The organism is Pseudonocardia aurantiaca, from assembly GCF_039526725.1.
In the GTDB taxonomy this organism is placed as follows: domain Bacteria; phylum Actinomycetota; class Actinomycetes; order Mycobacteriales; family Pseudonocardiaceae; genus Pseudonocardia; species Pseudonocardia aurantiaca.
This window is the reverse complement of the sequence record NZ_BAAAJG010000012.1, coordinates 65,286-84,412: the sequence shown is the minus strand read 5'-3', so window position 1 is coordinate 84,412 and position 19,127 is coordinate 65,286. Positions and strand designations below refer to the sequence as shown.

The following is a 19,127-nucleotide window of genomic DNA, read 5'->3' as shown; positions in this document are numbered from 1 at the left end:
CGATGTGGACGTGCTCAGGGAGATCGACGAGTTCTGCGACGCGGTGCCGAGGCAGTGGGCCACCGCGGTCGACGACGGGCCGTTGCGCTTGTTCACCCGCAACGGCCCCGGCTGGCCGCTCTACGCGCGCCCGGTTCCCGGCGGCGCCCCGGTCGTGGCCGCGGACGTGGAGCGGATGCGGGCCCGCCAGCGCGCGCTCGGGATCCCGGAGGCCTTCGAGTGGGTGCTGGCGCAGGCCCCGACGATGACGGCCGCGGTGGCAGCGTCCGGCCTGCCGGTGCATGTGTGCCCGCTGCTCGTGCTCGATCGCGATCCGGAGCCCGCTCCGCTCCCGCCCGGCTGCTCGGCGCGGCTGCTCGGCCCCGCCGACGGTGACCTGGCGAGCGCGGCGGATGCCGTGAACGCCGTGGCTGCTGCGGCGTTCGGGGCACCGGTCCCCGGGGCGGTGTCGGGCGGCCAGCTTGCCTCGTTGCGCGCGGACCTGGCTGCGGGCTCGGTGGCCCGGCTGCTCGTCACCGACGCCGACGGGCCGGTCGCCGCGGGCTCGGTGCAGCGCGCCGGGGACGTGGCGGAGCTGGTCGGGATCGGCACGGCGCAGCGCGCGCGTGGGCGTGGGATCGGGGCGGCGGTCACGGCGCTGCTGGCCACCGCGGCGCGGGGGGCCGGTGCCCGGGTGGTGTTCCTCGCGGCGGGCGACGACACCGCGACCCGGGTCTACGAGCGGGTCGGCTTCCACCGGGTCGGGCAGTGTGGGGTCGTCGAGCCTGGTTAACGCGGCTGTCCGGAATCGCCCGTAATGACCGCGAGCAGGGCTGTGCGCGAGAACGAGGAGGTCGTTCGCTCCTGAACCAGTACTCCGAGCACCGCCGCTGATCTCGGCGGTCAGGAGGTCGCTCGGTCGGGCGCCCGTCTCGCCCAGTCGGGCGCGTGCTCCGGCAGCGGGCCGATCGCGATCAGGCGGGCGGGCACTCCCCGCAGCACCGGGAAGCGCTGCAGCATCCGCAGGGGGAGCGGCAGCTCCGAAAGCGGGGCCGGCTGGTCGCCGACCGACCCCAACCCGACGGGCGGCAGGTCCCGTGCCGGGGCCAGTAGCGCGTCGGCGTCCGCGGTGCGCCCGCCGAGCACGGCCCGGTGGGCGAGCCGCTGGCCGCCCTGGATCACGACCGTCGGCCACCAGCGCCGCCGCTGCACCTGCCGCAGGAGCGAGCGCGGCACGATCCCGCCGGACCGCAGGGCGGGGCCGAGGATGCGGGCGGCCGCCACGGCGTCGGCGACGGCGAGGTTGATCCCGACGCCGCCCACCGGCGACATCGCGTGGGCCGCGTCGCCGATCAGCAGCAGCCCGTCCTGGTGCCAGGTGCGCAGCCGTTCCAGCTTCACGTCCAGCAACTTCACGTCGTCGAGGGAGGCGAGGGCGTCGAGCCGGTCGGCCATCCACGGCAGCAGCGCCGCGATCCGCTCGCGGAACCGCACGATGCCGGCAGCGCGCATCGCCGCGTCGCTGCCCTTGCTGATCAGGAACGCGCACTGCCAGTAGTCGCCGCGGTCGATCAGCACCATGAACTGGCCGCCGGTGACGCGCGCGACCCCGCCGACCGGGTCGCTTTCGTGGCGCGGCAGCCGGAACCACCACACGTCCATCGGCACGCCGAACGACCGCGGCGTCAGCCCCGCCGCCGCCCGGACGGCCGAACCCCGCCCGTCGGCGGCAACCGTGAGGCTTGCGCGCAGCTCGTGCTCGCTGCCGTCGGTGCGGTCGCGGTAGCGCACTCCGCTGACGCGGGATCCGTCGTGGAGGAGCCCGACGGCCTCGGCGTTGCGGCGGAGGGTGAAGGTGGGCTCCTCCTCGGCCGCGTCGGCGATGAGGTCGAGGAAGTCCCATTGCGGCACCAGCGCGATGTGCTGGTGCGCTCCGGGCAGCCGGGACATGTCGGCGATCTGTGCGACGCCCTCGTCGAGCTGCACCTGGGCGCGCTCCATGCGGCGCTGCGGCAGCGCGGCGAAGCGCTCGCCGAGCCCGAGCTCGTCGAGCAGCGTGAGGGTGGATGCGTGCACGGTGTCGCCGCGGAAGTCACGCAGGAAGTCGGAGTGCTTCTCGAGGACCGTGACCTCGACCCCGGCCCGGGCCATGAGAAGGCCGAGGACGAGCCCCGCAGGGCCGCCGCCGACGACGAGGCAGGTCGTGCGCTCGCTGTTCAACATGTGTTGAATTCTAGCGCCGGTGCCCGGTGCGGGGAAAGCCCCCGATAGGCTGGCTCGCATCATGAACGCAGCGAACGACGTCAGGGTGCGGTTCGCCCCGTCGCCGACGGGCACGCCCCACGTCGGCCTGATCCGCACCGCCCTGTTCAACTGGGCGCACGCCCGCCACAACGGTGGCCGGTTCGTGTTCCGGATCGAGGACACCGACGCGACCCGCGACAGCGCCGAGTCCTACGCCGCCCTGCTCGACGCCCTGCGCTGGCTGGGTCTCGACTGGGACGAGGGCCCCGAGGTGGGCGGCGACCACGGCCCGTACCGGCAGAGCGAGCGCCGCGATATCTACGCCGACGCGCTGCGGCGGCTGATCGACGCCGGCGAGGTATACGAGTCGTACTCGACGGCGGAGGAGATCGAGGCCCGCCACCGCGCCGCGGGGCGGGACCCGAAGCTCGGCTACGACAACGCCGACCGCGACCTCACCGACGAGCAGCGCGCCGCGTATCGCGCCGGAGGCAAGGCGCCGGTGTACCGGCTGCGGATGCCCGATCGCGACATCTCGTTCACCGACCTCGTGCGGGGTGAGGTGACGTTCCGGGCCGGCTCGGTGCCCGACTTCGTGCTCGCGCGCGGCGACGGCACGCCGCTCTACCCGCTCACCAACCCCGTCGACGACGCCCTGATGGGCATCACCGACGTGCTGCGCGGCGAGGACCTGCTCTCCTCCACGCCGCGGCAGATCGCCCTGCTCGAGGCGCTGCAGCGGGTGGGTATCGGCACCGGCCCGTTCCGCTACGGGCACCTCCCGCTGGTCACGGGCGAGGGCAACCGCAAGCTCTCCAAACGCGACCCGCAGTCCAACCTCTTTCTGTACCGCGAGCGCGGATTCCTGCCGGAAGGGCTGCTCAACTACCTCGCACTGCTCGGCTGGTCCATCGCCGACGACCGCGATGTGTTCAGCATGGACGAGATGGTGGCCGCGTTCGACGTCACGAGGGTGTCGAGCAATACCGCTCGGTTCGACCTCAAGAAGGCCGAGGCCATCAATGCCGCGCACCTGCGCGCGATGCCCGTCGAGGAGTTCGCGCGCCGCGTCGAGCCCTACCTCGAGGCCGAGGGTGTGATCGCAGGCACTCTCACCGACGACCAGCGGGCCCTGCTCTCGGCGGCGGCCCCGCTCGTGCAGGAGCGCAGCGTCGTGCTGTCGGACGCCGCCCGCATGCTGCGCTTCCTGTTCGTGCCCGAGGAGGGCTTCGCCCCGGAGGCCGATGCCGCTGAGAAGAACCTCGGCGCCGACGCCGCCCCGGTGCTGGAAGCGGCCCTGACCGGCCTCGACGCGCTCCCGGAGTGGTCCACGGAGAGCATCGAGAACGCCCTCAAGGAGGCCCTCATCGACGGGCTGGGGCTCAAGCCGCGCAAGGCGTTCGCGCCCGTTCGGGTGGCTGTGAGCGGCCGTACGGTGTCGCCGCCCCTGTACGAGTCGATGGAGTTGCTGGGCCGTGAGCGGTCGCTTGCGCGCCTGAGGGCCGGTTTGGAGCGCGCCGGAGGCCTCGGCTAGAGTGTTCTCCGCAGGGCACGGTCACCGGTTCCACGAGTTGGAACCCGGATGCACGTGAACCCTTGGGGTATGGTGTAATTGGCAGCACGACTGATTCTGGTTCAGTTAGTCTAGGTTCGAGTCCTGGTACCCCAGCGGAAACGCACCAGATCCGGTCTGATAAGCTCATACAGCGTTTCTGATGGCCCCGTCGTCTAGCGGCCTAGGACGCCGCCCTCTCAAGGCGGTAGCGCGGGTTCAAATCCCGTCGGGGCTACAACGAAATCCCGTTCCGGTTCGCCGGAACGGGATTTTTCGTATCTGCTGATCTGCTGAAACGACGCGACAACGAAGAACGCCGGCACCGCGTCGAGCGGCACCGGCGTCCTCGGTGTGGATCAGCGCGGCGGGCCTTGGGTGCGGGGGGGCCCGAACGCAGCAGGCGGCGGGGCTCCGTCCGGGCCTGGCTGACCCGCTGTTGGCTCCGTCGTCGTCGGCGGCGCCTCCGTCGGAGGGGGTGTGGTCGCTGCCGGGGGAGTGGTGGTGGTCACCGCGGGCGGCGTGGTCGTCTCCGGAGGCGTAGTAGCGGTCACCGGCGGGGCCGTGGTCGCCGACGGGGCCGCGGGCCGCGTGGGCTGCACGGGTGCCGGACGGCTCCCCCGCGTCGTCTCCGGGGCGGACGGATCGCCCGTCGAGTCCGGGTTCGGTTGCTGCACCACCTGCGACGGGGCTGCCGGGTTGCCCAGCGGTGTGGCTGCGTCGGCCCGCACCGGCGAGTTCGACGGCAACAGGAACGCCGCGGCGATCACGGCCACCGCCGCCGCGGCGCCTCCGACGCTCACCAGCAACGCCGGGCTGCGCCCACCGGGGGCCGGCTCCGGCGCGTGGTCGTACTCGTAGGGGTCGCCGCCGTACTCCGGCTCGCCGTACCCAGGTCGCGGCGGGGGCGGGGGCGGGACGCCTGCCCGACCGCCCGACGCGCCTCCCATTTTCTGAGTGGGCGGCGTGGCGACACTGGTGGGACCGGAGTCGTAGGCGACAGGCCGGTGCGTGCCCGTCGCGGACGGCGCGTATCCGCCACCGCCCTGCTGGCCCGGCACCGGCGGCATTCCGGAGCTCATCTGCGCGCCTGCGGCCGTGCCGAACGGGGCCGCTCCGAAGGGCGGTGCCGCCGCGGTGACGGGGAACCGGGCCGACCCGCCGACCCGCGGGGCGGGCACCTGCGGGGCCATCGGCCCGTTGCCCGTGGTGCCCATCTGCGTGAGCGAGAGCACCGCGCCCATGGCGATGGCGTTCTTCGGGTCCGCGTCGACCGCGACCGGCCTGCCCAGCTGCTCCGAGACGAGCTGGCCGACGAGCGGGATGCGGGAGGAACCGCCCACCAGCAGCACCGCCGACAGCTGCGCGGGCTCGAGCCCCGCGGACGCGATGGCGTTGCGCAGCGCGTCGACGGTCTCCTCGACCTGCGGCCGGATGGCGGCCTCGAACTCGCTGCGGTGCAGCCGCACCGAACCCTGGCCCGCGGGCGTGAACACCGGGATGGCCACCTCGGTGTCGCTGCTGAGCGCCTCCTTGGCCTCCGTGCACTCGCGCCGGATCCTCGCGACGGCCGAGAGCACGGCGGGGTCGTTCTCGTCGAGGCCCTCGAAGGCCTCCGGCAGACCCTGCAGGACGTGCTCGAACACGACCTCGTCGAAGTCGATGCCGCCGAGCCGCTCCACGCCCTCCGGGCGGCCCAGCAGGCTGAACGTCTGGCCGTCCTTGTGCACGACGGCCGCGTCGAACGTGCCGCCGCCGAAGTCGTAGACCGCGATGGTGGATCCCGGTTCCACCCGCTCGGCCGCGGCGTAGTGCAGCGCAGCCGCCTGCGGCTCGGCGAGGAACGTGACGGGGATGCCCTGCGCCGCTAGCGCGCTGCCGAAGCGCTCCTTCTTGTGGCCGCCCCAGGATGCCGGGTGGGTCACGGCGATGCGCGCCGGGCGCCCGCCCTCGCGCTGCGTGACCCGGTCGACGACCCAGCGGACCAGCCGCGCCGACAGCTCCTCGGGGGCCCAGGAGCGGCCCCCGACGACCACCGGGGTGGGGTCGCCGATCCGGCGCTTGAACTCCCGCGCCACGTGGTCGGGGTCGGTGACGGCGCGCCGCTCGGCGGCCTCGCCCACGACGATGGTGCCGTCGTCGTCGACGTAGAGCACCGACGGAACGGCGCTCGCGCGGTCACCCAAGTTGACGATCTCGGTCTCGCCCGGGTGCGCGCCCAGCCGCGCGATCGCGGCTGCTGTGCGCGTGGTACCCACGTCGATGCCGAGCAGATAGCTCAACGCCGTCCCCCGTCTCAGTGCTCGACGACTCTCGGTGATGATCGGACAGAGCTGAGGTCACGTTAGCGGCAAGACACTCCGTCGTTCAGGCGGGTGTTGCTCGCCGGGGCGCCGAACGGTCACAGTCGGTGCTGCAGGGCCTCGGCCGCGGCAAGGAGGTCCGCAGCCCAGCGTACGCCCGGCCGGCGTCCGATTCGGTCGACCGGGCCGGACACCGACACGGCGGCGACGACCTGACCTGCGCCGTCTCGTACCGGAGCTGAGACGCTCGCCACCCCGGACTCCCGCTCGGCCACGCTCTGCGCCCAGCCGCGCCTGCGCACGTCGACGAGCACGCGCTCACCGAACGTGGCGTCGGCAAGCACCGCGCGCTGCACCGCAGGCTCGGCCCACGCCGCGAGGACCTTGGCTCCGGAGCCCGCGGTCATCGGCAGCCGGGTGCCGACCGGCACGGTGTCGCGCAGGCCGCTGCTCGGCTCGGCGGTCGCCACGCAGACGCGCTGGATGCCGTCGCGCCGGTAGAGCTGCACACTCTCCCCGGTGATGTCGCGCAGCCGCGGCAGTACGTGGCTCGCCGCCTCGAGCAGCGGGTCGACGCCGCCCGCCGCCAGTTCGGCGAGGGTGGGGCCCGGCCGCCACCGCCCGTCCGCGCCACGGTGCAGCAGGCCGTGCACCTCGAGGCCGACGGCGAGGCGGTGGGCGGTCGCCCTCGGGAGGCCGGTGCGCTCGCACAGCTCGGCGAGACCGCACGGCTCGGCCGCAGCGGCGCGGAGCACACCCACTGCCTTGTCCAGGACGCCGATGCCGCTGCTATGCTGTCTCACAAGGCGATACTAACTTCCCGACATCTGAGACGTCCAGCGAGGAGGCCGGCAGTGGGAGCATCACGCACGCTGGCGGAGAAGGTCTGGGACCTGCACCTGGTCCGGCGCGGCAAGGGCAGCGAGCCCGACCTGCTCTACATCGACCTGCACCTGGTGCACGAGGTCACGAGTCCGCAGGCGTTCGACGGGCTCCGGCTCGCGGGCCGCCCGGTGCGCAGGCCGGACCTCACACTCGCCACGGAGGACCACAACGTCCCCACCACCGACGTCGAACTGCCTATCGCGGACCCGGTTTCCCGCACCCAGGTGGAGACGCTGCGCAAGAACTGCGCCGAGTTCGGTGTGCCGCTCTACCCGATGAACCATGCCGAGCAGGGCATCGTGCACGTCGTCGGCCCCCAGCTCGGGCTCACACAGCCGGGCACCACGGTCGTCTGTGGCGACAGCCACACCTCCACACACGGCGCGTTCGGCGCGCTCGCGTTCGGGATCGGCACGTCCGAGGTGGAGCACGTGCTCGCCACGCAGACGCTGCCGCTCAAGCGCTTCCGCACGATGGCCGTCAACGTGAACTCCGCGGACGGCACTCTCCGCCCGGGCGTCACCAGCAAGGACGTCGTGCTGGCGATGATCGCGCAGATCAGCACCGGCGGCGGCCAGGGCTACGTGATCGAGTACCGCGGCAACGTCATCGAGAACCTCTCGATGGAAGCCCGGATGACGATCTGCAACATGTCGATCGAGGCGGGAGCGCGCGCCGGCATGATCGCGCCGGACGAGACCACGTTCGCGTACTTGAAGGGGCGCGACCGCGCGCCCAGCGGCGCGGCGTGGGACGAGGCCGTCGCAGCGTGGCGTGAGCTGCGCACCGACGCCGACGCCACGTTCGACGCCGAGGTCCACATCGACGGCGACGCGCTCACCCCGTTCGTCACTTGGGGCACCAACCCCGGCCAGGGCGTCCCGCTCGGTGAGCGGGTGCCCGACCCAGCGCGGATCGTCGACGAGCACGAGCGCGTCGCCGCCGAGAAGGCGCTGGCCTACATGGGCCTGGAGGCGGGCACGCCGCTGCGCGAGGTGGCGGTCGACACCGTGTTCGTCGGATCGTGCACCAACGGGCGCATCGAGGACCTGCGGGCCGCGGCCGGCGTGATCAAGGGCCGCAAGGTCGCCGACGGCGTCCGGATGCTGGTGGTGCCGGGCTCGATGCGGGTGCGGTTCCAGGCCGAGGAGGAGGGCCTCGACGCCGTGTTCCGCGACGCCGGCGCCGAGTGGCGCTCGGCGGGCTGCTCGATGTGCCTCGGGATGAACCCCGACCAGCTCGCGCCAGGCGAGCGCAGCGCGTCCACGTCGAACCGCAACTTCGAAGGCCGCCAGGGCAAGGGTGGCCGCACGCACCTGGTGTCCCCGCTCGTCGCCGCGGCGACGGCCGTGCGCGGCACCCTGTCGTCCCCCGAGGACCTCGCGGATGGGAGCGCCTGATGGATCCGTTCAGCACGCACACCGGCATCGGCGTCCCGCTGCGCCGCTCCAACGTCGACACCGACCAGATCATCCCGGCCGTCTACCTCAAGCGGGTCACGCGCACGGGCTTCGACGACGGGCTGTTCCACGCCTGGCGCCAGCAGCCCGACTTCATCCTCAACATCGAGCCGTTCTCCCGCGGCTCCGTGCTCGTCGCCGGCCCGGACTTCGGCACCGGCTCCTCCCGTGAGCACGCCGTGTGGGCGCTGATGGACTACGGCTTCCGGGCTGTCATCGCCTCCCGCTTCGGCGACATCTTCCGTGGCAACTCCGCGAAGGCCGGGCTGCTGGCCGCGGAGGTGGCCCAGCCCGACGTCGAGCTGCTGTGGAAGCTGCTGGAGAACGACCCTGGCACCGAGGTGACCGTCGACCTGACGGAGAAGACGGTGCACGCCCGCGACCTCACCGTGCCGTTCCTGATCGACGACTACACGCGCTGGCGGCTGCTCGAGGGCCTCGACGACATCGGCCTCACGCTGCGCCACGCGGACGACATCGCGACCTTCGAGACGACCCGCCCGCGCAGGCTGCCGACAACGAGCTGACGCCCGCCCGGCCCGGGGCATGGCGTCCCGAATGCCTGGAAAGCCACATTCCGGCGTCCAGGTAGGGCCGGACACGGAAAACGGCCCGCCTCCTCAGAACGGGGGCGGGCCGTCTGTGCCCCTACTCGAAGTTCTGAGTCAGAACGACTGCGGGCCGTCGGGTCCGTCCAACCACAAGACCGGCGGCGCCTCGCCGCCGACGGTGAGGCCATACCGGTCGTGGGCAGGTCGGCCGTGACCAAGCCACTCGCGGTGCAGTGCCTCGATCTCATCCCAGAGCCGCCGTCGCCCCGCCTGAGACGCGTGGAAGCCGCGCTCACCGTGACGGTTGTGGTGCACCACGGCCCACGACGTCCCGTCGCCGGTTGCCATCTCGGTACCGAGGTTCTCGCTGTCGTCCACGTAGATCTGTCGGCTGCCGACCCCGGCGAGCTTGGTTTGCGCGATCAACCCGAACGTCGGATCGGTGTAGAGCGTCTGCGGGTCGAGCATGCTGTACCACTCATCGACCGGGCCGGACGCGACCCGCTGCACAGCCACGGTGTAGTCGTGTGCCCGCTCGGGGTCGGTCCGGCGCGGCATGAACCCGCCCGACTGGGCCAGGAACGGCCCGGACGCGGTGTCGCCGTGCACGGTGAGCAGAACCATCGCAAACGCGTTCCACGGGCCGAGCACGTTCACGAGGAGCTTGCCGCCGTCGCGGGTCTGGTCAATCCACGCTTGCGGCACCGCATCCAGCCCGCAGGTCGCCACGATCCGATCAAACGGGGCACGATCCGACACACCCTCGGCGCCATCGCCGGTCACGACGTGCGGGTGGTAGTCGTGCGCATCCAGCCGCACACTCGCCAACGCGGTGAGTTCCGGGCCGACGTCGATCGTGGTCACGTGCGCCTCGCCGAGCCGCTCGCACAGCAACGCCGCGTTGTACCCGGTGCCGGTGCCGATCTCCAGTACGTCCATGCCGTCGTGCACGTCGAGGGCTTCCAACATCGCCATGACGAGGCTGGGCATCGTGGTCGAGCTGGTGACCTGCGGGTGCATCCCCGGCGCACCCTTCGCGGGAATCCCGGTGAGTTCGGTGGCGAGGGTGCGGTCGCTGTACACCGCGTCCAGCCACTCCGGATGATCCACGGTCGCGTTGTCGATCATCCGCCAGCGGGCGGGGAACGCGCCCGGTTCCTCGTCGCGCCAGAAGCGAGGCACGAACACGTGGCGGCGCACCGCCAGGAACGCCCGCCGCCACGCGGGGTCGCGCAACCGCCCCTTCTCCTCCAGCTCGTCGGCCAGGCGTTTGAGCCGCAGCGCGACGTCGCCGGCGTCCACGATCACGGGTGGTCCTCTCCGGTCAGGAACGAGGCGATCGACGCGCTGATCGGTAGCGGCGTCGCCTCCTCGATCCACGAGTAGTTCCCCTCCGGGTTGATTTCCAGCGCCACGTACGTCCCGTCCTGCTGAGCGAGGAAGTCCCACGCGCCGTACTGCAACCCGGACATCTTCATGTATGCCGACACCCCCGCCGCCACACTCGGCGGCAGGTCGATCACCTCATAACTGAGGTTGTCGTAGTCCGAGCGCCAATCGGTGGCGGCGCGCTCCGACCCGGCATTGATCCGCACGGCAAGGAAGCACTGCCCGATCACCGTGAGGCGCACCGCGTACTCCGACTCGATGAACGGCTGGAACAGGTGGGCCGCGTAGTCGACACCGCCGAGGTCGTCCAGGTCGGTGATCTTTCGGGTGTAGGCCACGTGCGCCACGGCCGGAGTGCAGTCATGTTCTCCGGCCGGGTTGCGTCGACGGACCGCACCGGAACAGCGCGAGCCCGGACACGACGCACATTGCGGCGACGATTCGCGAGGAACGCTGAGGGAGCGTCGCGGCAGGTGGGGAAATTCCCACCAATGAAGGCGACCATAGACGGGAGCTGATCGGAATTCAGCACGCGTGTCGGCCGAGAAGAGTCACGCTTCGTGACCAGGCACGCGCCCATCCCTTGGCTAGGCGGCTACCAGCGCCCATCCGGCCGGACCGGTGAACTTCCCCATATGTGGCGTTCCTGGCACCTGGGGTGGGGGACGGGGGCGAGCCTCCTGGCATCGGGCGAGCGGGGCAATCTACCGTCCACATATGAACAAGACCCAGCTCGTGGATGCGCTGGCGGAGCGCCTAGGCGATCGGCGCACCGCTGCGACCGCCGTGGACGGACTGCTCGAGACAATCGTGGACACCGTGCGATCGGGTGACTCGGTCACGCTCACCGGCTTCGGCGTGTTCGAGGGCCGGGCCAGGGCCGCTCGTCTGGGCCGCAACCCGCGCACCGGCGAGACCGTCGACGTCCCCGCAACCACCGTCCCGGCGTTCCGGCCGGGCGCGGGCTTCCGTGCGGCCGTGGGTGGCGGCGGTGCTCCGGCTCCCCGCCCGGCGCGCCGTTCCCCGCAGACCGACGCCGCAGTGTCCACGCCTGCCGCGTCCGCCCCTGCCCTGACCATCGTGGCCGAGGCTCCGGCCGAGCCGCGGAAGGCGAAGGTCGCCACCTCGTTCGCCGGGAAGAACGGCACGGCCGGCAAGCAGGAGAAGCAGGAGAAGCAGGCCAAGGCGGCGAGTGTGGAGAAGCCGAAGGCCGCGAAGGGCAAGGTCGTGAAGCTGGAGAAGCCGGAGAAGCCGAAAAAGGCGAAGTCCAAGAAGTAGGCCCGGCTGCCGCGGCCCTGGAGGCCGACGAGGCCCGAGCCGCGGCTGAGGTCGCCGCCCCCACACCCGTCGTTGCCGACGCGGAACGCGCAGTTCGTCCTCGCTGCTCTTCAGGCGGCCGCCGTCCCGGTGCGGGTCGGGTTCAGCCGGTGGGGCGCTCGTAGTAGTCCGCCGACCGCAGCCGCGCCTCCGGCCCGAACGTCAGGAGCCACGTGCTGCCCTTGCGGGCATGGATGTCGCTCAGGTCGATGCCGGGGAGGTCTGCCGCGCCGACGAGGGTGGCGACGAGGTCCGGGATCACCCCGCCCTGGCTCGACAGAACGGTGACGCGCGGTTCGGCGGCGATCTGTCGCAGGCGCGCGAGCGCTTCGGCCGGTTCGTTCCAGTAGTTCTTCTCGCTGAACCGCGGCTCCTCGGCGATCGGGAGCCCGAGCGCCTCCGCCAGCGGTTCGATGGTCTGCCGGCAGCGCAGCGGAGGCGCGGTCCCGATCCGTTCCGGCCCGAAGAGCGGCAGCAGCCGGGCGAGCTGCTGCGCCTGCTCGCGGCCGGAGCCCGACAGCGGGCGCAGGTCGTCGTCGCCCTCCCACTGGCTGCGGCTGCCGGCCTTGGCGTGCCGCACGAGCGCGACCACCGAGACGAGCGGGCCCAGCTCGGTGAACCGGTCGAGCACCGCCACGTCGTGCTGGTAGGACAGCAGTTCCGCCGCCGCGCCGGGATCGAGCCAGCGCAGCTCGTCGGTCTCGTCGCCGGGGGTGAACTCGCCGCCGCGCGACTCGGCCTCCCAGTAGCGCACGAGCTTGCCGCCGTCGGCCACCGCGTACCGGACGTCGCCGAGGATCGCGGCGAGCCTGCAGTCGTGGCCCGTCTCCTCCTTGACCTCGCGGACGGCGGCGAACGGCATGGTCTCGCCACTGTCGAGCTTGCCCTTCGGGAACGACCAGTCGTCGTAGCGCGGGCGGTGCACCAGCGCGAGCTCGACGCCGTCGTTCCGCCTGCGGTAGAGCACGGCCCCGGCCGCCAGCACGTCGACAGAGCCGGGCTCGACCGTACGCGAGTTCGGTCCGGTCATTTTCGGTCCGGTCATTCGGGTTCCGCCACGGCCGTGGCTGCGTGCCGCAACATCATCTCGGCCTGGTGGTCGCGCACGTGCGGGACGTCGGCGTCCGGCGGCGGCGACGGCTCCCACGACCCGTCGGCGTGCAGGGTCCAGCAGCGGGTGGCCGGGTCGAGCGCGGAGTCGAACACGTCGCCGAGCTGCTTGGCCAGCCGCGGGTCGGCCACCCGGAGCAGCACCTCGACCCGGCGGTCGAGGTTGCGGTGCATCATGTCGGCGCTGCCGATCCAGTACTCCTCGGCGGAGACGAAGTGGAAGATCCGGGAGTGCTCCAGGAAGCGCCCGAGGATCGAGCGCACGTGGATGTTCTCCGAGAGCCCAGGCCGCCCCGGCCGGAGCGCGCAGATCCCGCGTACCACGAGGTCCACCGGCACACCCGCCTGTGACGCCCGGTAGAGCGCGTCGATCACCTGCTCGTCGACGAGCGAGTTGACCTTGATCCGGACGCCGGCAGGCCGGCCGGCGCGGTGGGCCTCGATCTCGTCCTCGATCCGCCGGACGATGCCGCGCCGCACGCCGTACGGGGCGACGAGCAGGCTCCTGTAGGACGTCTGCCGGGAGTAGCCGGTGAGGGAGTTGAACAGGTCGGTGAGGTCGGCGCCGATCGTCGGGTCGGCGGTGAGGACGCCGATGTCCTCGTAGAGGCGGGCGGTCTTCGGGTTGTAGTTGCCGGTGCCGATGTGGCAGTAGCGGCGGATCGTGGAGCCCTCCTGGCGCACCACGAGCAAGGTCTTGCAGTGCGTCTTCAGCCCTACGAGCCCGTAGACGACGTGCACCCCCGCCTTCTCCAGCTCGCGCGCCCAGCGGATGTTGGCCTGCTCGTCGAACCGCGCCTTGACCTCGACCAGCGTCACGACCTGCTTGCCGGCGGCGGCGGCGTCGATCAGGGCGTCGACGATGGGGGAGTCGCCGGACGTGCGGTAGAGCGTCTGCTTGATCGCGAGCACGTTCGGGTCGGCGGCGGCCTGCTCGATGAACCGCTGCACGCTCGTGGAGAACGAGTCGTAGGGGTGGTGCACGAGCACGTCGCCCTCGCGGAGGGTGGCGAAAACGCTCCTCGGGGTCTCCCGATCCGCGAACGCCGGGTGCGTGGCCGGCACCCACGTCTCGTCCTTGAGGTCGGGCCGGTCCACGGCGTGCACGGCCCACAGCGCGGTGAGGTCGAGCAGCCCCGGCACCGTCACGACGTCGTGCGGGTCGACGTCGAGCTCGCGCAGGAGCAGTTCGAGCACGTGATCGCTCATCGTGTCGGTGACCTCGAGCCGCACCGGCGGCCCGAACCGGCGACGGGCCAGCTCGCGTTCCAGGGACTGGAGGAGGTCCTCGTCGCGGTCCTCCTCCACCTCCAGGTCGGCGTTGCGCGTCACGCGGAACGCGTGCACCTCGGCCACCTCGACGCCCGTGAACAGCTCGTGCAGGTGGGCGGAGATGAGGTCCTCGATCGGCAGGAACGTGACGCTCTCGTCGCCGGACTCGACCCGCACGAGCCGCGGCACGTTGTTCGGCACCTTGACGCGCGCGAACCGCTCCGTGCGCCCGTCCGGGTCGCGGACGGTGACGGCCAGGTTGAGCGAGAGGCCGGAGATGTAGGGGAACGGGTGGGCCGGATCGACCGCCAGCGGCGTGAGGACCGGGAACACCTGCGCGGAGAAGTACGCCGAGAGGCGGGCGCGCTGCTGCTCGGTGAGGTCGCTCCACCGCAGGATGCAGATGCCCTCCTCCTCCAGCTCGGGCTTCACGTGGTCGAGGAACACGCGGGCCTGGGCCTCGGAGATCGCCTGCGTGCGGTCCGCGATCCGGGCGAGCTGCTCGCGCGGGGTGAGGCCGTCGGCGCTTCGGACGGCGAGGCCGGTCTCGTCGCGGCGCTTCAGCCCCGCCACCCGGACCATGTAGAACTCGTCGAGGTTCGAGGCGAAGATCGCGAGGAACTTCGCCCGCTCCAGCAGCGGCTGGCTGGGGTCCTCGGCGAGGGCCAGCACGCGGGCGTTGAAGTCGAGCCAGGACAGCTCGCGGTTGATGTAGCGGTCGTCGGGCAGCTCGGACACGGGCGCGGGGGTCCGCGCGGGCGGGCTCACGGGAACCACAGCAGCAGCGGATGACGCCGGCTGCGTGAGCGGGTTGGCCGTGCGCGCGCGAGTGGGTGCCGCGGTAGGTCCGGGCTGCCCGACGGGGCGCCGGGTCGCGGTGTCGGCCGCAGTGCCATTGCCGGACGTCGCATTGCCGGACGTCGCATTGCCGGATGTCGCGGTGTCGGACGTCACAGTGTCGGACGTCACGGTGCGGGATGTCGCGGTGTTGGATTTCGCTGCATCGGATTTTCGGGTGCCGGGTTTCCCGATGCCGGATTTGGCGGTGCCCTGCGCAGCGCCGCTCTTCGGCTCGGCGTCCTTCGCCGCCGCGCTGGTGGCGCTCGTCGGGCGGGCCGCGGCGGCCACCCGTCGCGTGGACGGCTGCGGTGCCCGCCGCGTCCGCGCCGTGCGCCTGGGGGTTGCGGGCTCGCGGGAGCCCGGCTCCGGGGTTGTCCTCGCATCGTCACCCACAAGCCTGATTGTCGCCCACCGCCGCCGACAACGGTCCGACCGCCACCCAACTGCTCTGAGAACAATCCCTTGGGTTCACCGAGGGGTTGTCGGGCCGTCACCGCCTGTCAGCCCGGCTTGATACAGACGGTCGGGGCCATGACCTGGCGTGTGTGCTCCCCGAGCCCCAGGTCGGCGGCTGCGCGCAGGTCGTCGGCGGTGTCGACGTCCTGGAGCAGGCCCGGCCACTCGCCGCGCAGCCGGCAGGCGCCCGACTCCTCGTGGTGCTGCGCCGAGCTCACCCCGAACCGCGGGTCGAGCGGCACACCCGCCGCGGCCAGCAGGAACGTGGTGCCGGTGCCCTCGGCGTCGGGGGAGAACGCGCGCTGCGCCCCGGCGCGGAAGAGCGTGAGCGCCGCGGCGATCGCGGCGTCGAGCTCGGCGGGGCGCAGGGCGGGGAGATCGGCCTGCAGCGCCCCGACGACGGCGGCCGGGTCGCGTTTGCGTACGAGCGCGGCCCCCCGCTCGTACGCGGAGTTCAGGCCGGGCACCGGCCCGTCCGGGATCACCTCCACGCCGAAGACGCCCAACTCGGCGGCCACCACCGGGTCGGAGCTGACGACGATCAGGTGGCGGACACCTTCGGCGGCGCGAACTGCCGCGATCGTGTCGCGCGCGAGCGCCATCGCTAGTCGCGCGTGCGCCCGCTGCGCGCCGATACCGTGATCGGCGGCGCCACGGAGCCGGGACTTGGCCACGGCGAGAGGTTTGACCGGCACCACAAGGTCCGCGGTCGGCATCATCAAGCCCACCTGACCATCGTGCACTCCGGCACCCTGTGGTGGACCGGTGGCGGCTGGGCAAGGAAGACTCTCGGCGTTCAAGGGGAGCGGAGGAATGCGTGGAAAGGCGTGAGAAGGGCGGGTTCTGGTTCAACCTCGCGGTGGCGGTCGTCTATCCGCTCGCGTGGCTGCTCGGGCGCGCGCGGTACGAGGGCAGGCCGCACATCCCCGCCGACGGGGGCGTGCTGGTGGTGGCCAACCACGTCTCGCACCTCGACCCGCTCTACTCGGGGGTGTTGGTGTACACGGCCCGCCGGGTGCCGCGGTTCCTCGCGAAGCACAGCCTCTGGAAGGTCCCGCTGCTGAAGCAGGTGCTCACCGGCAGCGGACAGATCGCCGTCTACCGGGCGTCGACCGACGCCCAGCAGAGCCTGCGCGACGCCACGCGCGCGCTGCAGGAGGGCAAGGCCGTCGTGATCTACCCGGAGGGCACGATCACCCGCGATCCGGAGGGCTGGCCGATGCTCGCCCGCACCGGCGTGGCCCGGCTGGCGATCTCGGCGGACGTGCCCGTGGTGCCTGCGGTGCACTGGGGCACGCGTGAGGTGCTCGACGGCTACAACCGCAAGTTCCGACCACTCCCGCGCAAGCCGATCACCGTGCGCTGCGGGCCACCCGTCGATCTCTCCGCCTACCGGGGCAAGCCGGTGGACGCGGACCTGCTGCGAGAGGTGACCGACTTGCTGATGGGCCGCGTGCGCGACCTGCTCTCCGACGTCCGCGACGAACCCGCACCCTCCGACTTCTTCCGCCGCGGGACGGCTTCATGACCGGCGACGTCCGTCGCATCGCCGTACTGGGCGCAGGCTCGTGGGGAACGGTCTTCGGAAAGGTGCTCGCCGACGCCGGCCGGGAGGTCCGGTTGCTGGCCCGCCGCGAGGAGGTGGCGACGGCGATCAATGAGCACCGCACCAACCCCGAGTTCCTGCCAGGCATCACGCTTCCCTCGCAGCTCACGGCCACAGTCCACGCGGAGGAAGCGCTCGACGGCGCCGACGCGGTGGTGCTCGCCGTGCCGTCACAGACGCTGCGGGCCAACCTTGCTGCCTGGCGTCCGCTGCTGCCGCCCGGCCGCACCATCGTGAGCCTCGCAAAAGGGGTAGAGCTGGGCACGCTGCAGCGGATGAGCGAGGTGATCAGCGAGGTCGCCTCCGTGCCGACGGACCAGATCGCGGTGGTCTCCGGGCCCAACCTCGCCCGCGAGATCGCCGAGGAGGAGCCGACGGCCACGGTGATCGCCTGCGCCGACCACGATCGCGCCGTCGCGCTCCAGCAGGCGTGCACCACCGACTACTTCCGCACCTACACCAACACCGACGTCATCGGCTGCGAGCTGGGGGGCGCGGGCAAGAACGTCATCGCGCTCGCCTGCGGGATCGCGACGGGCATGGGCTTCGGCGACAACACCAGGGCCTCGCTGATCACCCGCGGGCTCGCCGAGACCGCCCGGCTGGGTGTCGCGCTCGGCGCCGACCCGATGACGTTCGCCGGGCTGGCCGGGCTCGGCGACCTCGTCGCCACGTGCACGTCACCGCTCTCGCGCAACCGGACGTTCGGCGAGCACCTCGGCCGCGGCGAGTCGCTGGCCCAGGCCGAGGCGGCCAACCACGGGCAGGTGGCGGAGGGCGTGAAGTCGTGCTCGTCGATCTGCGCGCTGGCCGAGCGGCACGGCGTCGAGCTGCCGATCGCCGACGCCGTGCGCCGCGTCTGCCACGAAGGCCTGTCGGCGGCGGAGATGGGCAAGGAGCTCATCACCCGCGCCCCCCGTCCGGAATGAGCGAGGGCGACGTCGGGCGGGCGGGGGACGGCACCCGCTGCGTCCACGGTGGGCACCTCCCGCCCGCCCTCGGCGCACCCATGCACCCCGGCCCCGTGCTGTCCTCGACGTTCCACCTCGGCGTCCCCGGCGACCCCCTGCCCACCGACTACTACGGCCGGGCGGACAACCCCACCTGGCGTGCGCTGGAGGACGCGGTCGGCGCCCTGGACGGCGGCGAGTGTGTGGTGTTCGCGTCCGGGATGGCGGCGATCGCGGCGGTGCTGCGGCTGACCGCCCGGTCCGGGGCGCTGGTCCTGCCGTCGGACGGCTACTACCTCGCCCGGGCGCTCGCCCACGGCGAGCTGGCGCCGCTCGGCGTCGAGGTCCGGGAGGTGCCGACCACCGCCGAGCTGACCCCAGAGGTCCTCGACGGCGCCGCGCTCGTGCTGCTGGAGACGCCGTCCAACCCGGGCCTGGACGTCGCCGACATCGCGGCGGCGGCGGCCGCGGCCCGCGAGGCGGGTGCGCTGCTGGCCGTCGACAACACGACCGCGACGCCGCTGGGCCAGCAGCCGCTCGCGCTCGGCGCCGACCTCGCCGTCGCGAGCGACACCAAGGCCCTGTCCGGCCACGGCGACGTCGTGCTCGGGCACGTCACGGCCCGCGACCCGGACCTCGCTGCCCGGCTGCGGGAAGCCAGGGCGCGGGGCGGGGCGGTGCCGGGACCGATGGAGACGTGGCTCGCCCTCCGCGGGCTCGGCACCCTCGACCTGCGACTCGCCCGCCAGGCGGAGAACGCCGCCGCGCTGGTCGAGGCGCTTCTCGACCATCCGGCCGTGACCGACGTCCGCTGGCCCGGCCGGCCGGACGACCCCGCCCACGCAGTGGCCGTGAAGCAGATGCGGCGCTGGAACGGGGTGCTGCGGTTCACGTTCCCGTCGGAGGCCGAGGTGGGGGCGTTCCTCCAGGCGTCCCGGCTGGTCGGCTCAGCCACGAGCTTCGGTGGCCTGCGCAGCTCGGCCGACCGCCGCGAACGCTGGGGGGACGCGGTAGCCCCCGGCCTGGTGCGCTTCTCTGCGGGCTGCGAGGACCCCGGCGACCTGGTGGCCGACGTCCTGGCGGCCTTGGACGCCACGCGCTGAGCGAGTGCCACCTGCACCGCTGCTCGCGGGTCTTGGGGAACACCTCGCGGGCCACCGCCTGGTCGCAGGCCCGCAGCCGCTGACAAGGGTCACGATCGTCATCTGACAAG

The 19,127-nt window shown here is 72.4% G+C and carries 16 protein-coding genes and 2 tRNA genes; 10 read left to right on the top strand and 8 right to left on the bottom strand.

Annotated elements, in window-relative coordinates:
* Window positions 1–4: 4 nt before the first annotated feature.
* Window positions 5–772 (top strand): GNAT family N-acetyltransferase, encoded by a 768-nt coding sequence (locus ABD143_RS20205; protein WP_343980505.1) that lies wholly within the window; start codon window positions 5–7, stop codon window positions 770–772.
* Window positions 773–882: 110 nt separating this feature from the next.
* Here the strand turns inward: ABD143_RS20205 and ABD143_RS20200 are convergent, their stop codons facing one another.
* Window positions 883–2,202, bottom strand: a complete 1,320-nt coding sequence (locus ABD143_RS20200) for an FAD-dependent oxidoreductase (RefSeq protein ID WP_343980503.1) — start codon at window positions 2,200–2,202, stop codon at window positions 883–885.
* Window positions 2,203–2,263: 61 nt separating this feature from the next.
* On the opposite strand from ABD143_RS20200, the gene gltX reads away from it, so the two are divergent.
* From gltX to ABD143_RS20185, 3 genes are all read left to right on the top strand, one after another.
* Window positions 2,264–3,757 carry a glutamate--tRNA ligase gene (gene gltX, locus ABD143_RS20195; protein ID WP_343980500.1) on the top strand — a complete coding sequence of 498 codons (1,494 nt, stop codon included), beginning with the start codon at window positions 2,264–2,266 and terminating at the stop codon, window positions 3,755–3,757.
* Window positions 3,758–3,820: 63 nt separating this feature from the next.
* A tRNA-Gln gene (locus tag ABD143_RS20190) sits at window positions 3,821–3,892 on the top strand.
* Between the two features lie 48 nt (window positions 3,893–3,940).
* Window positions 3,941–4,013, top strand: a tRNA-Glu gene (locus ABD143_RS20185).
* Between the two features lie 121 nt (window positions 4,014–4,134).
* Here the strand turns inward: ABD143_RS20185 and ABD143_RS20180 are convergent.
* Window positions 4,135–6,057: an Hsp70 family protein gene (locus tag ABD143_RS20180; RefSeq protein ID WP_343980498.1), complete on the bottom strand. Its 1,923-nt coding sequence runs from the start codon at window positions 6,055–6,057 to the stop codon at window positions 4,135–4,137.
* A gap of 119 nt (window positions 6,058–6,176) precedes the next feature.
* On the bottom strand, window positions 6,177–6,881 hold the full coding sequence (locus tag ABD143_RS20175; RefSeq protein WP_343980495.1) for an IclR family transcriptional regulator: 705 nt from the start codon (window positions 6,879–6,881) through the stop codon (window positions 6,177–6,179).
* 51 nt (window positions 6,882–6,932) lie between these two features.
* On the opposite strand from ABD143_RS20175, the gene leuC reads away from it, so the two are divergent.
* The gene (gene leuC / locus ABD143_RS20170) at window positions 6,933–8,363 is read left to right on the top strand and encodes a 3-isopropylmalate dehydratase large subunit (protein ID WP_343980492.1); all 1,431 of its coding nucleotides are present in this window, start codon (window positions 6,933–6,935) and stop codon (window positions 8,361–8,363) included.
* Window positions 8,363–8,950 carry a 3-isopropylmalate dehydratase small subunit gene (gene leuD, locus ABD143_RS20165; protein WP_343980489.1) on the top strand — a complete coding sequence of 196 codons (588 nt, stop codon included), beginning with the start codon at window positions 8,363–8,365 and terminating at the stop codon, window positions 8,948–8,950. The genes leuC and leuD overlap by 1 nt, the downstream gene beginning before the upstream one ends.
* A gap of 138 nt (window positions 8,951–9,088) precedes the next feature.
* Here the strand turns inward: leuD and ABD143_RS20160 are convergent, their stop codons facing one another.
* Both ABD143_RS20160 and ABD143_RS20155 read right to left on the bottom strand, forming a co-directional pair.
* Entirely contained in the window at window positions 9,089–10,282 is a 1,194-nt protein-coding gene (locus tag ABD143_RS20160) for a methyltransferase domain-containing protein (protein WP_343980486.1), read from the bottom strand.
* Window positions 10,279–10,710, bottom strand: coding sequence for an MvdC/MvdD family ATP grasp protein (locus tag ABD143_RS20155; RefSeq protein WP_343980483.1), 432 nt, complete (start codon window positions 10,708–10,710; stop codon window positions 10,279–10,281). The genes ABD143_RS20160 and ABD143_RS20155 overlap by 4 nt, the downstream gene beginning before the upstream one ends.
* 370 nt (window positions 10,711–11,080) lie before the next feature.
* Here ABD143_RS20155 and ABD143_RS20150 point away from each other — a divergent pair, with 370 nt between their 5' ends.
* Window positions 11,081–11,641 carry an HU family DNA-binding protein gene (locus ABD143_RS20150; protein ID WP_343980480.1) on the top strand — a complete coding sequence of 187 codons (561 nt, stop codon included), beginning with the start codon at window positions 11,081–11,083 and terminating at the stop codon, window positions 11,639–11,641.
* Between the two features lie 142 nt (window positions 11,642–11,783).
* Here ABD143_RS20150 and ABD143_RS20145 read toward each other — a convergent pair whose 3' ends face one another.
* The 3 genes from ABD143_RS20145 to cofC form a co-directional block, all read right to left on the bottom strand.
* A complete protein-coding gene (locus ABD143_RS20145) occupies window positions 11,784–12,710 on the bottom strand; it encodes an NUDIX hydrolase (protein ID WP_343980478.1) in 927 nt (308 codons plus the stop codon).
* An 11-nt stretch (window positions 12,711–12,721) separates the two neighbouring features.
* Window positions 12,722–15,031, bottom strand: coding sequence for an RNA degradosome polyphosphate kinase (locus tag ABD143_RS20140; RefSeq protein ID WP_343981073.1), 2,310 nt, complete (start codon window positions 15,029–15,031; stop codon window positions 12,722–12,724).
* Window positions 15,032–15,402: 371 nt separating this feature from the next.
* On the bottom strand, window positions 15,403–16,077 hold the full coding sequence (gene cofC / locus ABD143_RS20135; RefSeq protein ID WP_343980475.1) for a 2-phospho-L-lactate guanylyltransferase: 675 nt from the start codon (window positions 16,075–16,077) through the stop codon (window positions 15,403–15,405).
* Window positions 16,078–16,175: 98 nt separating this feature from the next.
* Here cofC and ABD143_RS20130 point away from each other — a divergent pair, with 98 nt between their 5' ends.
* From ABD143_RS20130 to ABD143_RS20120, 3 genes are read left to right on the top strand one after another with little or no spacing between them, the layout of a single operon-like run.
* Window positions 16,176–16,886, top strand: coding sequence for a lysophospholipid acyltransferase family protein (locus ABD143_RS20130; RefSeq protein WP_343980471.1), 711 nt, complete (start codon window positions 16,176–16,178; stop codon window positions 16,884–16,886).
* Complete coding sequence (locus ABD143_RS20125) at window positions 16,883–17,893, top strand: NAD(P)H-dependent glycerol-3-phosphate dehydrogenase (RefSeq protein WP_343980468.1); 1,011 nt, start codon at window positions 16,883–16,885, stop codon at window positions 17,891–17,893. The genes ABD143_RS20130 and ABD143_RS20125 overlap by 4 nt, the downstream gene beginning before the upstream one ends.
* Window positions 17,890–19,017, top strand: a complete 1,128-nt coding sequence (locus tag ABD143_RS20120; protein WP_343980465.1) for a cystathionine gamma-lyase — start codon at window positions 17,890–17,892, stop codon at window positions 19,015–19,017. Before ABD143_RS20125 ends, ABD143_RS20120 begins: the two co-directional genes overlap by 4 nt.
* Window positions 19,018–19,127: the final 110 nt, after the last annotated feature.